The organism is Enterobacter sp. 4974935, from assembly GCF_058661735.1.
The window spans coordinates 4,253,332-4,266,470 of the sequence record NZ_JBZWGT010000003.1 but is presented as its reverse complement, the minus strand read 5'-3'; the positions used below and the strand labels follow the sequence as shown (position 1 = coordinate 4,266,470).

Sequence of the window (13,139 nt, the reverse complement as noted above, 5' to 3'; positions counted from 1 at the left end):
CTACTGATACGAAAACGTAATGCTCGCCAGGGCGTTAGCCGAGCCGGGGACCAGCTCTCCGGTTCGGACGTACTGCGCCTGGAACGGCAGCGACAGCGTTTGTGCTGCGCTGGTGGTCTGGATGAAAAACTGTCCCGTCGTGCCTGCGGCCGAGCTGTCTGGCCCCATCATCAGCGGCCCGGTACCGTTATAGAAAAACTGCACGCCAATGCCGGAGGCTGTGGAGTCCCCGGTCAGCGTCACGACCGACGAGGTATTTGACGGCGTGGTCTGATCGGTCATTACTGCGTTAACCGCCACGTTCTCATCGCAGGTCAGGCTGACGTTAAACGCCTCCGATGGCGAGGTACTGCCTACGCTGGGTAGCGTGTGAACATCAATGGTGCCCAGGTCGACGTTGGCGCTTTTCGTGCCTACCGTGCAGCCGCTTGCCGTCACCGTGATGGTGGTCGGGTTGATGATCACCTGCGCGGTTTTCACTTCGTTGTTATAGGCCGTCAGGATCGCCGCATTAATGGTGGGGGTCTGGTATACGCCGGATTTCAGCGGAACGCCGGTCTTGATAAACGTCACTTTTGCCGACCAGCCCAGTGTGGAGGCGTAACCGTTAGTCCCGTCGGCCGGATAACTCTGCGTAATGCCCGTCTGCATCGGGACATAGGTGGTGCCGTTATAATCTTTAAGCCCAAGAATGAAGCCGATGCCGGGCACGCCCGTTTCAAATACCATGTAATTTGCGCCATCAAGAATAACCGTGATGCCGGTGGCCGTTACGCTGCTGCTCGGCTCCAGCGTCCCTTTGGAGCAGGTAAATACCAGGCCGCACCAGAACACTTCCGAGACGCGCGCAGTGGCGCTCCATTCAGAGCCGATCGTCTTTCCAGGCACGATGGAATCTGCCGGGCCGGACCAGGACATGGGCGTGGGTGAAAGTGTGATATCCGATGTCCAGGAGAGGGCAAGTGCCTGAGACGTCATGAAAAACAGGCCTAAAAACAGTAAACGCATTATTGATACTCCGTCGTCCAGGTCGCCACTGCCGAAACGTCTCCGGCATTGACCGGCGCACCCGTGGCGGCCAGTCGCGCATAGAAGGTCATTTTTACGCTGTCATCCCCCGCCGCGCCGTAAGCAGTGGTTTGGGTGTCCAGCGGGATAAGTACGCTGTCTTTATCCAGAATCTGCACCGCCACGCCGGTCGCGCCGCCGTCAGCGACTTTCAGAAGCTGCGGGTTTTCGTCATCCGGCGTACCGCTGAAGCGGATTTTCACGCCAGCAAAGGTAGGGCCGCACGCTTCAAGGGTGAGCGTGAAGGGCGTTTTGATATTGCTGACTGCCCCCGCCTCGCTAAATTGCTTTACGCCGAGGGTGCCCAGCGGCACGTTTTGCTCCTTCGAATCTTCCGAGACAATACAGGTATTGCCGATCACGTTGCCGGTAACGGAAACCAGCACGTCATAGCCGCGTACGGGGACGGTGATGAACATCAGCAGGATCAGGGGGAGAAACCGGACGGTTACTGACATATGACCTCCTGGGAATACAGCCCGGTGCGGGCCTGATAATTTTTCGGGTTCAACGCATAGCGGATCGTGCAGCGCTGGGCGCTGTCGCGTCCCCATACGGCATGCAATGTTCCCTTCGCTGACAGGCCGGTCAGATACACGCTGCCGCCATCGCCGACGATACCGCTGGCGTTGTCATCCTCTGACGAGACCAGCGTGCCGAAGGGGAGCACGTCTTTAGCGTGACGCACGATAAACATCGCTTTTGCCCCCTGACGCGTGGTGAGGGTGGCGCGAACCAGTGCCCCGTCGGTGGGGACTTTATTGGCGATGGCGTTCTCAAGCTCCACGTCATTGCCCACGGTGGTGACATCCAGCGCAACCTGATTAACGCGATACGGCGTGGCGTACGGGATCACCGCATAGCCCCGGCTGTCGGTTTTGATGCCCTTGTGGTTGAGCACGGCGACATGGCTGGCGCCCGGGGCTTTCACCAGGATATTGGTGTTACCGAGCGGCTGGCTCAGCGTCAGGCCATCCTCATGCAGCACCGCGCCGCCGCTCATCCCGTAGCTGAGGTTGCGGGAGTCACCGGCGTAGCTGTAGCCCAGGTTATAGTCTCCCCACGCGCCCTCGTATTGCAGCGCGGCATCGCCGCCGTAGTGCTGCTGCGCGCTGTAGCGCTGGTTGACGCTATAGAAAAGATTCTCCTGTCCCGGCAGATAACCACTGACACCGGTACTGGCGGTGGTGCCAGCGGGATCCGCATGGGTAGCGGTAAAACGGAGACGGGTCGACAGCGCCGGGTTACCCAGCGGCACCGACAGGGACAACGCAAGGATATTGTCTTTCTTGTTGTCGTACAGGCTAGAGCTACGCTGGGCGCTGATGCCAAGCGACAGATTACGAAACGTTGCGTTCCACGCGAACTGCAAACTTTGCGTGGTTTTTGACGTATTCCAGTAGGTTTGTTGATCCCAGGACAGAGACAGCGCGCCGTATTCGCCCATCGGCTGCGACAACAGCAGCTGATTTTTTGCCTTACGCGACATATGCAGGTTGTAAACCGTGTCGTAGCGGGTGGTGACGGTGCCATCGTCTTCTACGGTCTGTTCTGGCGCTCCGCCCGCCATGCCTTTGTAAGTGGTATCGCTGAGGGTATAAAACCCTGCCGTTGAGTAACGCAGCGAGAAGAAATTGACCCGCGTACCGATATCGTTCAGCAGCTTGCTGTACCGCAGGCGCACCGAATCCCCGGTGTAGTGCTGATTATCAGCCAGCTGGCTGCGGGCATGGGTGAGGTCGAGGGAGTAGGCGCCAAAGCGGCCGAGATTCTGCCCGATACCTAAGGCCAGGCCGTTGTAGCGATCGGAAAACTGCGCCCCGCCATAAAACGTGAGACCGTATCGCCAGCCCAGGAACAGCTCGCCCTGCGCGAAGGAGGGCGAGATCTGATTGCCCGCAGGGCGGTATTTCCCGGCCCCCAGAGCATATTTCACCTGACCGTTACGCACCAGATTCGGCACGCTGGCAAAGGGCAGGGTGTATTGCGTCTGGCTGCCGTCGCTCTCCTGAATGGTGACCGCGAGATCGCCGCCGGAAGAGGTTGGATAGAGATCTTTCAGCACAAACGCCCCCGGCGGAACCGAGGTTTGATAGATAACGTTACCGTTCTGGCGAACCGTCACCGTGGCATTGCTGCGCGCGATGCCGCGCACTTCAGGCGCGTAACCGCTCAGGCTGGCGGGCAACATATTGTCATCGGTCTTCAGGGCAATCCCACGCAGGCCAACGGCGTCAAACACCTGCGATGAGGTGAACGTTTCACCGGCATAAACCTGGGCACGCAGGGCGCGGATATCCCGCTGTAGCCAGGTCTGGACGTGGGTGAGCTCGTTACTCTCTTTGGTCCACGTGGTGAAATCACGCAGCCGCCATGCGCCCAGGTTGGCGCCGCTGTTCAGGCTCACAAACAGCTGTTGTTCCCGCGTACGCGTCTCGCCCCGGTAGTCATTATTCGCGCCATTGACCACATAGTTCAGCCACGCGGCAGGGATGCCGGATTCCCAGCTCTCCGGGCTGACGTACCCGCGCGGCAGAGCGCGCATCGCGCTTTGCGGTACGGTGAAGTTGAGGGTAAGCGTCCTCTGGTCAAAATCAAACCGGGTATCGGCGAATGACTGGGTTAAAAAAATGCAGCGCTGCGCAGGCGACAGCTCACCCCCTTTCGCCTGACGGCTGTCGATGCCAAGTGCGGCGAATTGCGCAGGTGTAAGGCACGGCAGGGCTTCACCGGCGGTGTTTTCAGCGACGCGAAACGTGACGTTACCTGTGAACGCGAACTGGGTGTTGATATACACGTTAAGATTGTACTCGCCCGGCGGCAACGCGCTCCCGGCGTTGACCCAGGCGAGGTCGGCGCTGTTTGCCTGTTCGCCGTTAAGAAACGCAGGATTAAAGTGCAGCTCGCTTTCGGCAGCCACGGCTTGCCGAATCACCAGGGCGATCGCCGTGGCGCACAGGATTTTAATTTTCATGTGGTCACGCCTTACTGTTTTTATTATTGGGACAATGACGTGCGGGTGACGGGCGTCCAGGCCCCATAATCGTTAATCGTCTGGTAGTTCATGCTGCTCGCATGGCTGAAGGTGTCTGCCAGCGTCACGCTGGCTTTCGGCGGCACCATGACGGGCGACACCGGCCTGCCATCAATTTTCAGGTTAATGGTGGTGAGGTAATACGGCGTTGGGTTGGTCAGCGTGACCTTGCCCGCGCGGTAGGCGCCTGCAAGGTTTTTCCATGCCTCTCCTGCGCCTTCCCGAAGCGACTCAGGGCGATAAAAGACCTTGATGCGGTTGGCAGAGGCGAATTGCAGCGAATTGCCGGAACCGTTTTTAACCTGCTGTGGGATAGCTTTGACCGTCATCCAGTACAGCGTTTCGCGATCGGCTGGCAGTGCGTTGCCGCTGAACATGATTTTCACCGCGCTTTCGCTGGCGGGCTTCATGACGTACAGCGGCGGCGTGATGACGAAGTCGTTGGTACGGCTCCCTTTCTCGTCTTCCATCCATGACTGGATCAGGAACGTGGCATCAGGGTGGGTATTTCTTACCTGCATCATCGTCTGCGTCGTCGCGCCTGCGTAGACCAGCCGCGTTGCACCCAACCCCACGCCGCCTGCATACACGGCGGATGAACATAACGTGCCAGCCAGACAAATCCATGTGTTTACGCGCATTGTGCGTCTCCTGAAAGCTGAGTCAGACCCGGCCAGCAGACCGGGCCTGAAGATTACGAATAGGTCACGGTGTAGGTTGCGACCGCGCTGGCATCACCCGCCGTGGCGTTGCCCAGTGGGGAGTAATATTTCGCGCTGAAGTTCAGGGTGTTCGCCCCCGCACGCAGGGGGATCGCTGCTGCCGGCTCACCCAGCCTGACGACGTTGCCCTGTTCGTCATAAAGACGGATAGCGACATGCTGCGCCGAGCCCGCGCCGCCGTTTACTCCCGCGGCCAGGCTATTCACATCGGTACTGTCCGGCGTACCGGTGAAGGTGATAGCCACGGTCGTTGCGGCAATGGGGTTATCTTCCGTGGACGCGGAGGTATCGGCGATTTCGCAATCCTCCAGCGTGATGGAGAAGGCTTTTGCGGTACTGGCTTCACTGCCTGCGGCAGCCAGCGTGGCGGTACGCACTTCACCCATGTCGACGTCGATATTCGCGCTACCGGCGCTGATGGCACAGGCGGAGGTCACCACTTTACCGCTAAAGTTAACCGTGCCGCCGCTGGTGGTGGTGGCCAGTGCTGAGCCCTCTGGCAGCAGGGCGGCAATGCTTAATGCCAGCAGAGAATGGCAAGTAAGGCGTGCTTTCATTTCATGGTTCCTTGGTTTTTTTATTACGAGATTTGCTCTGAAAGCGGCAGGTCTAACTGGTTAAAAAGACCAGCAAATCTGTCTTATTCCTGAGCCCGAGTTTTCTTATCGCTGAGCTTTTTAAAGCGCTCACGCGGCGATAAGAAAGTTTCTCCAGTTCTGCGATGTAACGTATATCCAGTCCGTTCCTGAGTTCCTTTAATACCCTCCTTTCTCCAGGCGTCAGCGATAACGCCGCTGGCTGCTTTTGGGGCCGATAATGGCTATCGACCATTTTTGCTAGCTTTATCCGCCACTGATAAACCGTGTTCTGTAGCGAGATATAGGCATCAATATCTTCCCTGGCCCATAACAGGGAATGGGCAGAGGTTGAGTACAGGCAGATAATCACCTCTGGATGCGTGGCTTTGATGTTTTTTAAATATTTCAGTGAGCCATACCCTGTATGGTATTTCTCTGCGCCGGATATAAATAAGATATCGATACGAATCGATGACAGCGCCTTATCCAGTTCCTGATAACCTCCTTCGATGATAATGATGTGTAGGTCGTCGCGGATGCTGAGTAATAACGTTTTAATGCCGTTTCTTGCATAATGATCGCCGCCCATCAATGCAACAGTAATATGCTGTGTTATTTGGTTATTGTTCGTCATGTTATTCCTCGATTTATAATAGTAATCAGGCGAATTATTTATAAGGGTATCGCCAGTATTCTCGAAGCAATGACGTATTGCATAGTGTAGGCCTACTATACGTCGGCCAATAAAGAGGTAATCTGAATTAATCTAAAATTGTATTAATTACTGAGATCGAGACCGGTTACGACGCTTCCCTCTGATTGGTCTTATTCCGCTTCGCTTTCTGTAAATTATGATAGCCGCTATTTTTAATGAAAATTTAGCTTTGATAAATGTTTTGTAAGGAGTTTGTCATCTGGTGTCAGTGCGGGTGTGAAGTTGCTGACGGGGAATAACAATTTACGAATGTTATCATCGATAAAAACTGATAGAGAGGTGGGTAAAAAGCATACAAAAACCATGTAACTTATTGATATTGGTCAGGTTGAGAAAACTTAAGGCTTAAGGGGGCTGAATATTTCAGACACGTATGTCCGTGGCGTACAATGTTTTTTTATGTAGATATTTGTCAATGTCAAGAGGCGAGGGGTGCGCCAAAAGGAGAGGCTCTGATAAATGAGATGCTGCCGATAGTCAGATACTTCTGTGGAGCGGAAATTCACTTCACAAAACATCATAATGAGGATGATCGCGGATGAAGCGGCTCTGCAAGCCGCATTCTACAAGGGTTGAGTTCTTATGCAGGTTCAGTGAAGTTTAAGGGATGAAATATAAATTAAGATTTTTCGCCAATGGCGAAGATATACAGCATGCCGTTAATCAGTCACATTAATCCCGACGCGAATGTCATCACATACATGCGGTGACTCAGGTTCAACATCTGTTAACCGGAGAATTCATACTGCCCCTATGCATAAGCATTACATTATAAATAATATCGTCGAATTTCATCCTGCGGCCAGCACGTTACGTGATATCAACAATCCTGACCGTGTGGTTGTGTTAAATTCGCCAGCAGGCCGATGCCTGTTGTTATTAATCGACAGAGCGGGGTCGATTGTCACTCAGCAAGAGTTCCTTGATATTGTCTGGCAAAGCCGCGGCATGCTTGTCTCCTCCAATACCTATTACCAGAACATCTCCATTCTGCGCAAAGGGCTCAAAAAGATTGGTTTTGAAACTGACCCTATCGTTACCATTCCCCGTATTGGGCTGACGCTGGCAAGCGACACGCAAATAACCGTCAGAGAGCCTTCGCCTGTCGCGCCTCAACCCGCAGAGGGACAATGTGAGGAGGTGCCAGCGATCGAGGAGGTCTCTGCATCCTCCGAGCCAGCAGCGCCCGTTGCCAGGAAGCCCACGCGCTGGCTGGCTGTCGTCATGGGGCTATTGGTCATCCTGGCCGGGGCAGGCGTGACGGGATATATGAGCGCCAGGGAAAACCGTTTTGTTGAGGATTATCGTTTTGCGGCATCCGTCGGGGCCTGTCGCGTTTATCTTGCGAACGACATTCAGACTCACGCTGAACGCGCTTCCGCGCTGACCTATGTAGAACAATTCAAGGCTGAATGCGCGCAATATCCCTGGGTTTACATCAGCTGGTACGCCCTGCTTCCTCGTGCGTCGGTTATTCGCTGCGACCGGCCAATGAAAGAACCGAACCGCTGTATATCTGATTATTTCCTGAAGGATAGCTAGCATGACTCGTTTTCGGCAGATGCTGTATGTCATCGTGACGGGCCTCGTCACGTCAGGCGTGCTGACGGGCTATTACCTGTGGCACCGATCTTACGTTCAGCCTTTTTCATGCCAGGCTAATCTGGTACAGCACCATCCGGATGAGACGCTGACGGTCTGGCTGAATTACACCTTCGACGGGAAATTCGGCACCCTGAGCATGAATGGCCGGGCAAAGAGCGATCCGGGTAAAACCATCGACAGGAAAATTTCCTTTCGGGTGGAGAGAAAAGATCGCCTCTATTTGCTGACGTCAGAAAAAAATATGACGTTCCCGGACGATAATGTCGAAGACAGCTGGCTGGAAAAATATGAACCGCAATTTTTTGTCTATCCGGGCAAGAGTATTTATATGCGTATCAATGAACAACATAATGGTAACTATATCTTTACCTTAGGAACATTACCGACATATGTGTGTCGTGGTTCAAAAAAAGAATGATGTAAACGAGAAAAGCATTATATTTTCCTCCCGTCTCATTTATGCTTGATTTAAAATATCAGGATTATCTTAGAAATATAAAGTGCGACAGATCATGTTGCGATAATGTAATTAATTTTAAATTTGGCAAGTAAATGAAAAGTGTATTTGACTCCTCCGATGGGGGGAAATCAGTACCGGAAAAGTGTCTGCATATTGGGTTGATATTATGGCCCCGTTATTCACTTCTGGCGGTATCTGGATTGCTGGAAGCGCTGCGTTATGCAGCGAAAGCTCAGGATAAATTAGCATTTAAAATCAGCCTGATAAGTGAATTTCCTGATATCCCGATTATCAGCAATGCGGGGATTATCATGAGGCCGGATTCTCCCCATGGGCCGCCGGACAGTTTTAACTACCTTGCTGTTATCGGCGGTGAATTGCAGTATCTGGACTTAGGATATCAGGGGGATAAAGCGTATCTGGCACATGCCCACCATGCCGGGGTTCCGCTCATTGGCATTGGCACCGGCAGTTTTGTCCTCGCACAGGAAGGATTGCTGAATGAACGACGAGCGTCCATCCATCCTTTCCACCTTGATGCATTTCGGCAGGCTTTCCCGCTGGTTTATGCTGAGCAAGGGTATGATTTCATCGACGATGGTGATGTGCTGACCTGCCCGGGCGGTATTTCCACCCTGACGCTGGCAACTGAGCTTATCCGCGCCCATGCCGGGGATGATATCGCCAGCACCATCTGTCAGCGTTTGTCGCTCGTTCCGCATGAAATTGCCACCCCGCGTCCGGCTAATTTTGCGCTTATCCCTGACTCGCGGTTGCGCCGCGCCGTCATGCTGATTGAACAGTTCCTGACCCGGCCGCTCACTACCGCCGGGCTTGCGCGAGAAGTGGCATTGAGTGAACGCCAGCTCAACCGTCTGTTCCACGCAGAATTCGGCAAAACGGCCCGCGAATTTATCCGCAGCGCCAGACTGCGCTATGCTTGCTGGCTGCTGAAGAACTCGCAGCAAAGCGTGACGGATATTGCGCAGCGGATGGGATTCAGCGACTGCGCGCACTTTATTCGTCATTTTCAGACGGAGTATGGTTGTACGCCTGGGGTGTGGCGCACGTCGCAGAATTAATTTTCTGAGGTGGATGTAAAATGCGGCTTATATAGTTGCGCCATCAACTACAGATACAATCGCGCTAGAGATGAAACGCAACCTGCTTGCCAGTGGGTAGTTCCACGTTAATGCTAAGTTTTCCGCCCATCGCTTCGATGTAACGCTTAAGCGTAGCAATCTTCAGATCGTTTCCACGCTGCTCCAGCTGTGTTACCGCAGGTTGACTTACGCCCATAAGATCGGCGACATGTTTTTGCGAAAGCTGGAGCTCTTCACGCAGAAGTTGCAGACCGGTTTCGAGGAACATTTCCTCTGCCATCTCCTGAATGCGCTGTTGGCTTTCCGGTGAGCGTGACGCAATCACTTCATTTAAGGTTTTCACTTGGCTGCCTCCAGGCTTGTCAGATGAAGGGTGAATTCGGCATCTGCAATGCGAATCAGTTTTTCATAAAAGGTTTTGTCATTACGCTTATCGCCCGCGCAAAGCACAATGGCCTGACGTACAGGATCAAACGCGAAGAACGCACGAACCGGGCGACCTGCATATTGAATACGTAACTCTTTCATATTCTTATACTGTGAGCCCTTATCGGTATCCGCATAGGGACGAGGAAGACGCGGTCCATAATTCTGTAGATTTAACAGGTCTGCCAGTACCTTTTCCTGCAACCCATCTTCCTGTTCAAGCAACCATTGCTCGAATACCTTACTAAACAGTACCGTCCACATGCTTTCGTCCATGATAAGCTGTAGCTTATAAAAAGAATATAAGCTGTAGTTGATAAATGCAATGGCTGTCAGTGGCAGCCAGGGCGTGAGTGGCAGGAGTATGACAAAGAAGGGATATCAAACGGATGGTGCAAGTGAGAAACTGCGAGGCGCTTTCCAGCATTTCTTCGAAATAAACATGTAGGGGATCCAACAGGGAGATTCTTCAGGCACTTGTTATCCATAACAAAGCCATTTACCAGTTATTCCTGGAGCGCCTGATCTGCCCTAACCGAAAGCGAGGAAGCCGGAAAGGCAATAGTGAAATGTGTTGCGATTGTCCTTCTTGCTGAACCTGTAAGTAAGCCTTACAAGTTACTTTTTATTCAAGTTCACCCTCTTCATAAATTGCTTTGATATGCTGAGTTATGGCTTGCGGTGTGACCTGAAAAAGAGCCGCTCTGGCTGCTTGCGACAGCCAGAGTGTTTCATTTTTAAAGCGACATGTGATGCGAACCGTTCCATCATCACTGGCAAACATAACAAATTCGCCTGCCGGGGATTGGATTACGTCTTTATCTGCCATGTCGCCTCCACATCTAATGCACCAGGCAGGTAGTATGCCAGAAACAGCCGCTAAGCCAGGTGGTTTGTATTTGATTTTGCGAGGCGCTTTCCAGCATGTGGAATTTGGATCGCTGCAAGCGCGTCCTCTATCTCAATAAGCTTTGCTTTCGTCCGTTTATAATCGTCCTGCAAACGCTGCTCATGCTCGTTATACGCCACCAGAACGATGCATCCTTTCATGACCTTTACCGTGACCTGCTGCCCGGTATCAAACCCCGCCGCGCGCAGCCACTTGCCGGAAAGGATGATTTTTGGCGTAGATTTGTCGTAAACATTCGGGCGGTATCCCACAATTAACGAACGCTCGGTTCCGGATTGGTCGGTGTCTGGGGTAGAATGCGAATCAGCCATAATCAACTCCTTGATAGTTGGTGAGGTTAGATGCTCCGGTTGTGTTCCCGCACTTCGGAGCGTTGCTAATACAGGAGGATTAGGTGGCCTCCTATGCATGTCAGAGTAGATGGATAGGTGGCCTCATGTCAATCATATCGCGCGAAAAAAAACCAAAAGGCGGTGGGCAGTCTCCGCAGTTTAAAATGCGTATTGATCCGGCATTGAAGGAACAGCTGGATGCGGTAGCGGCTGAGGAAGGGGTGAGCCTCGCCAGCTGGTTGAAGGAACTGGCGAGGGAGGCGTTGCGTAATAAGGGAATAAAGCCTAACGGTTAAAATTTTTTTATTTAAAATCAGTCGTCGTTAAAACCAATTATATGAAAATCTGCGCCAGATGATTTTATCGCATTGTCTGAACTGACTAATAAAACATCCAACTGTCTTTTGATGTTATTATTTTGTGTTTTTGTATAATAACTTTTTGTTGTATGAGGTTGTATAACTATGACCCGAGTTTTTATTTTAGTCGGGTTTGAGTTCAATGATGAAAGTTTGGTAAGAAAGTCCGAAGATTGAATTAATTTATTCTCAAACCAACACATCTTGTACTGAGAGCTGGTAGTTCTTTCTGTAAGATCTTGGATGAGATTTTTACGGTTTGCATATCTCAAATTTTTGACTGCTTGACTTAAGACAATATCATGAGCGCCAACTGATACTCTTCTGCTGCTACTATTACTATTGGCTGCTTTAATATGAATCAATGATATGATCGTTTGATCATTATGATCGTCAATATGGATAAAGTCTGCTTTCTCACCAGCGCCATCGTCACAATAGAGCCATCCATTCGGTTTTTCGGTTGTGTTGAATTTATCAAACGTGTCCCAGCGGCTATTCCAGCGGTTTTTAACCCAACAAAATAGAGAATCTTGTTTTCCTATTTGTTTTAAATCGAGTTTTTCTGAGTTTAATGGTTTTTCTTTACAAATATCATACTTTTCAAAATCTGCCCAGATAAAACCATTATAAGTAACATCTTTGTAGTCAGTCTTAAAAGTCCAACTGTTTACTACTGCATGTCCTGATTCATACCAGCACTTAATTAAATCAGAATGTTTAAAAACTTTCGCATACTTATTAAGTAAATCTTTCTTTTGTGGGGCATGCTGCTGGCTAATAATTTCAAAACTAGTAATATAATCTTTTATTTTAAGCGCTACTTGAATATCACCGCAGTAGGAGTTTTCATAAAACACCTTTAGGGTAAATGATGCATTAAGCGTTAATGAAATTTCTATTCTATATTTATTTCTGATGTTCCTTAATAAATCTAATTTTTTAAGTGGCAATTCATAGGAAATGAAATCTGGGTCAATTATCGAAAAATCATAGGCATCAATTACATTTTTGAGATCATTTATTGGGCTAGCGAGAATACCTATAGGAGATAAATTGTTTTGATTATTGGAATTTAGCATGTCCAATATTTCTATGACGTTGTTTTCAAAAGTAACCCAATCTTTGCAAGGTCCCTTCCAGATAGATGACTTGAAAGGATTTAGACCAATGGTTTTATTATTATTTCCGATTTCTGTTCTTACAGCAGACATCATGTAAGATTGGTCTTCAAGTGGATCTAAAGACTCTGCTACGCTATTACCACCTAGTACTTTTGAATCAGCCTTAAATGTATTTTTTCCATGTATGCCTAAAAGCCAAAGCATCTTGATATTGTCTTCGTCAATAAACAAATGATTTAAATGCGATATTTCTACAGGATGTAGATTTGGCAATATGGTACTCTTAAAATATTCTCTTATCGAATCTTTCATTCCTTTTTCAGAAAAATAAAAAGCAACATAATTGCCTCGAGTAAAAGTCAGTGCAACATGATTTTCAATATCATGTATATCATTTTTTTTAGTCCAACTGGGTACTTTATTTATTGAGTAAGGAGAAATGAACACGGTGGATTCTTTAATGATTTCAGTAGTGGTTAAATATTTCTTTATTTCTCCTTCATTATGAATTTTTGTATCAATGATTTTCATGATGGATTCATGTAAAAATTTAGCTGTGTAATTTGATTTATTAAAACCAACTAGAATAGAGAAAAAAGGTGAAAGGTGTTCCTTTTGAATATCGTTCATAACGATCTCATTTATTTGTAGATAGAAATAAGATGATTGTATTTATTTTACAAATGAAAATGTGAAGTAGACC

At 50.0% G+C, this 13,139-nt stretch carries 14 protein-coding genes and 1 pseudogene; 4 read left to right on the top strand and 11 right to left on the bottom strand.

The window, feature by feature from the left end:
- From AC4OVS_RS21640 to AC4OVS_RS21615, 6 genes are read right to left on the bottom strand one after another with little or no spacing between them, the layout of a single operon-like run.
- Nucleotides 1-1,008, bottom strand: coding sequence for a fimbrial protein (locus AC4OVS_RS21640; protein WP_491922707.1), 1,008 nt, complete (start codon nucleotides 1,006-1,008; stop codon nucleotides 1-3).
- The gene (locus AC4OVS_RS21635; protein WP_038415006.1) at nucleotides 1,008-1,526 is read right to left on the bottom strand and encodes a fimbrial protein; all 519 of its coding nucleotides are present in this window, start codon (nucleotides 1,524-1,526) and stop codon (nucleotides 1,008-1,010) included. The genes AC4OVS_RS21640 and AC4OVS_RS21635 overlap by 1 nt, the downstream gene beginning before the upstream one ends.
- Nucleotides 1,517-4,042, bottom strand: a complete 2,526-nt coding sequence (locus tag AC4OVS_RS21630; RefSeq protein WP_491922706.1) for a fimbria/pilus outer membrane usher protein — start codon at nucleotides 4,040-4,042, stop codon at nucleotides 1,517-1,519. The genes AC4OVS_RS21635 and AC4OVS_RS21630 overlap by 10 nt, the downstream gene beginning before the upstream one ends.
- Nucleotides 4,043-4,065: 23 nt before the next feature.
- Nucleotides 4,066-4,743: a fimbrial biogenesis chaperone gene (locus AC4OVS_RS21625; protein WP_232934669.1), complete on the bottom strand. Its 678-nt coding sequence runs from the start codon at nucleotides 4,741-4,743 to the stop codon at nucleotides 4,066-4,068.
- A 53-nt stretch (nucleotides 4,744-4,796) separates the two neighbouring features.
- The gene (locus AC4OVS_RS21620; protein ID WP_491922705.1) at nucleotides 4,797-5,381 is read right to left on the bottom strand and encodes a fimbrial protein; all 585 of its coding nucleotides are present in this window, start codon (nucleotides 5,379-5,381) and stop codon (nucleotides 4,797-4,799) included.
- Nucleotides 5,382-5,433: 52 nt separating this feature from the next.
- Nucleotides 5,434-6,036 carry a helix-turn-helix domain-containing protein gene (locus tag AC4OVS_RS21615; protein WP_491922704.1) on the bottom strand — a complete coding sequence of 201 codons (603 nt, stop codon included), beginning with the start codon at nucleotides 6,034-6,036 and terminating at the stop codon, nucleotides 5,434-5,436.
- 834 nt (nucleotides 6,037-6,870) lie between these two features.
- Between AC4OVS_RS21615 and AC4OVS_RS21610 the strand changes: the two genes are divergently transcribed.
- The 3 genes from AC4OVS_RS21610 (at nucleotide 6,871) to AC4OVS_RS21600 (ending at nucleotide 9,264) form a co-directional block, all read left to right on the top strand.
- Nucleotides 6,871-7,659: a winged helix-turn-helix domain-containing protein gene (locus AC4OVS_RS21610; protein ID WP_046621813.1), complete on the top strand. Its 789-nt coding sequence runs from the start codon at nucleotides 6,871-6,873 to the stop codon at nucleotides 7,657-7,659.
- A gap of 1 nt (nucleotide 7,660) precedes the next feature.
- On the top strand, nucleotides 7,661-8,140 hold the full coding sequence (locus AC4OVS_RS21605) for a YqeJ family protein (protein ID WP_491922703.1): 480 nt from the start codon (nucleotides 7,661-7,663) through the stop codon (nucleotides 8,138-8,140).
- 242 nt (nucleotides 8,141-8,382) lie between these two features.
- Nucleotides 8,383-9,264, top strand: a complete 882-nt coding sequence (locus AC4OVS_RS21600) for a GlxA family transcriptional regulator (protein WP_491922768.1) — start codon at nucleotides 8,383-8,385, stop codon at nucleotides 9,262-9,264.
- A 64-nt stretch (nucleotides 9,265-9,328) separates the two neighbouring features.
- Here AC4OVS_RS21600 and AC4OVS_RS21595 read toward each other — a convergent pair whose 3' ends face one another.
- The 4 genes and pseudogenes from AC4OVS_RS21595 to AC4OVS_RS21580 all read right to left on the bottom strand — a co-directional run bounded on the left by AC4OVS_RS21595 (nucleotide 9,329) and on the right by AC4OVS_RS21580 (nucleotide 10,932).
- Nucleotides 9,329-9,628 (bottom strand): helix-turn-helix domain-containing protein, encoded by a 300-nt coding sequence (locus tag AC4OVS_RS21595; RefSeq protein ID WP_023299004.1) that lies wholly within the window; start codon nucleotides 9,626-9,628, stop codon nucleotides 9,329-9,331.
- Nucleotides 9,625-9,975: a type II toxin-antitoxin system RelE/ParE family toxin gene (locus AC4OVS_RS21590; RefSeq protein ID WP_491922702.1), complete on the bottom strand. Its 351-nt coding sequence runs from the start codon at nucleotides 9,973-9,975 to the stop codon at nucleotides 9,625-9,627. Before AC4OVS_RS21590 ends, AC4OVS_RS21595 begins: the two co-directional genes overlap by 4 nt.
- 154 nt (nucleotides 9,976-10,129) lie before the next feature.
- A pseudogene (locus AC4OVS_RS21585) lies at nucleotides 10,130-10,540 on the bottom strand (virulence RhuM family protein); the annotation flags it as partial.
- Between the two features lie 50 nt (nucleotides 10,541-10,590).
- A complete protein-coding gene (locus tag AC4OVS_RS21580; RefSeq protein WP_491922701.1) occupies nucleotides 10,591-10,932 on the bottom strand; it encodes a SymE family type I addiction module toxin in 342 nt (113 codons plus the stop codon).
- 125 nt (nucleotides 10,933-11,057) lie between these two features.
- Here AC4OVS_RS21580 and AC4OVS_RS21575 point away from each other — a divergent pair, with 125 nt between their 5' ends.
- Entirely contained in the window at nucleotides 11,058-11,249 is a 192-nt protein-coding gene (locus AC4OVS_RS21575) for a toxin-antitoxin system HicB family antitoxin (protein ID WP_049042829.1), read from the top strand.
- A 17-nt stretch (nucleotides 11,250-11,266) separates the two neighbouring features.
- Here the strand turns inward: AC4OVS_RS21575 and AC4OVS_RS21570 are convergent, their stop codons facing one another.
- Nucleotides 11,267-13,066: a hypothetical protein gene (locus AC4OVS_RS21570; protein WP_491922700.1), complete on the bottom strand. Its 1,800-nt coding sequence runs from the start codon at nucleotides 13,064-13,066 to the stop codon at nucleotides 11,267-11,269.
- Nucleotides 13,067-13,139 lie beyond the last annotated feature (73 nt).

Bases quoted from the DNA above. Each gene is read 5' to 3' on its own strand.
- AC4OVS_RS21640 (WP_491922707.1), bottom strand. From the start codon at position 1,008: ATGCGTTTACTGTTTTTAGGCCTGTTTTTCATGACGTCTCAGGCACTT.
- AC4OVS_RS21635 (WP_038415006.1), bottom strand. From the start codon at position 1,526: ATGTCAGTAACCGTCCGGTTTCTCCCCCTGATCCTGCTGATGTTCATC.
- AC4OVS_RS21630 (WP_491922706.1), bottom strand. From the start codon at position 4,042: ATGAAAATTAAAATCCTGTGCGCCACGGCGATCGCCCTGGTGATTCGG.
- AC4OVS_RS21625 (WP_232934669.1), bottom strand. From the start codon at position 4,743: ATGCGCGTAAACACATGGATTTGTCTGGCTGGCACGTTATGTTCATCC.
- AC4OVS_RS21620 (WP_491922705.1), bottom strand. From the start codon at position 5,381: ATGAAAGCACGCCTTACTTGCCATTCTCTGCTGGCATTAAGCATTGCC.
- AC4OVS_RS21615 (WP_491922704.1), bottom strand. From the start codon at position 6,036: ATGACGAACAATAACCAAATAACACAGCATATTACTGTTGCATTGATG.
- AC4OVS_RS21610 (WP_046621813.1), top strand. From the start codon at position 6,871: ATGCATAAGCATTACATTATAAATAATATCGTCGAATTTCATCCTGCG.
- AC4OVS_RS21605 (WP_491922703.1), top strand. From the start codon at position 7,661: ATGACTCGTTTTCGGCAGATGCTGTATGTCATCGTGACGGGCCTCGTC.
- AC4OVS_RS21590 (WP_491922702.1), bottom strand. From the start codon at position 9,975: ATGTGGACGGTACTGTTTAGTAAGGTATTCGAGCAATGGTTGCTTGAA.
- AC4OVS_RS21580 (WP_491922701.1), bottom strand. From the start codon at position 10,932: ATGGCTGATTCGCATTCTACCCCAGACACCGACCAATCCGGAACCGAG.
- AC4OVS_RS21575 (WP_049042829.1), top strand. From the start codon at position 11,058: ATGTCAATCATATCGCGCGAAAAAAAACCAAAAGGCGGTGGGCAGTCT.
- AC4OVS_RS21570 (WP_491922700.1), bottom strand. From the start codon at position 13,066: ATGAACGATATTCAAAAGGAACACCTTTCACCTTTTTTCTCTATTCTA.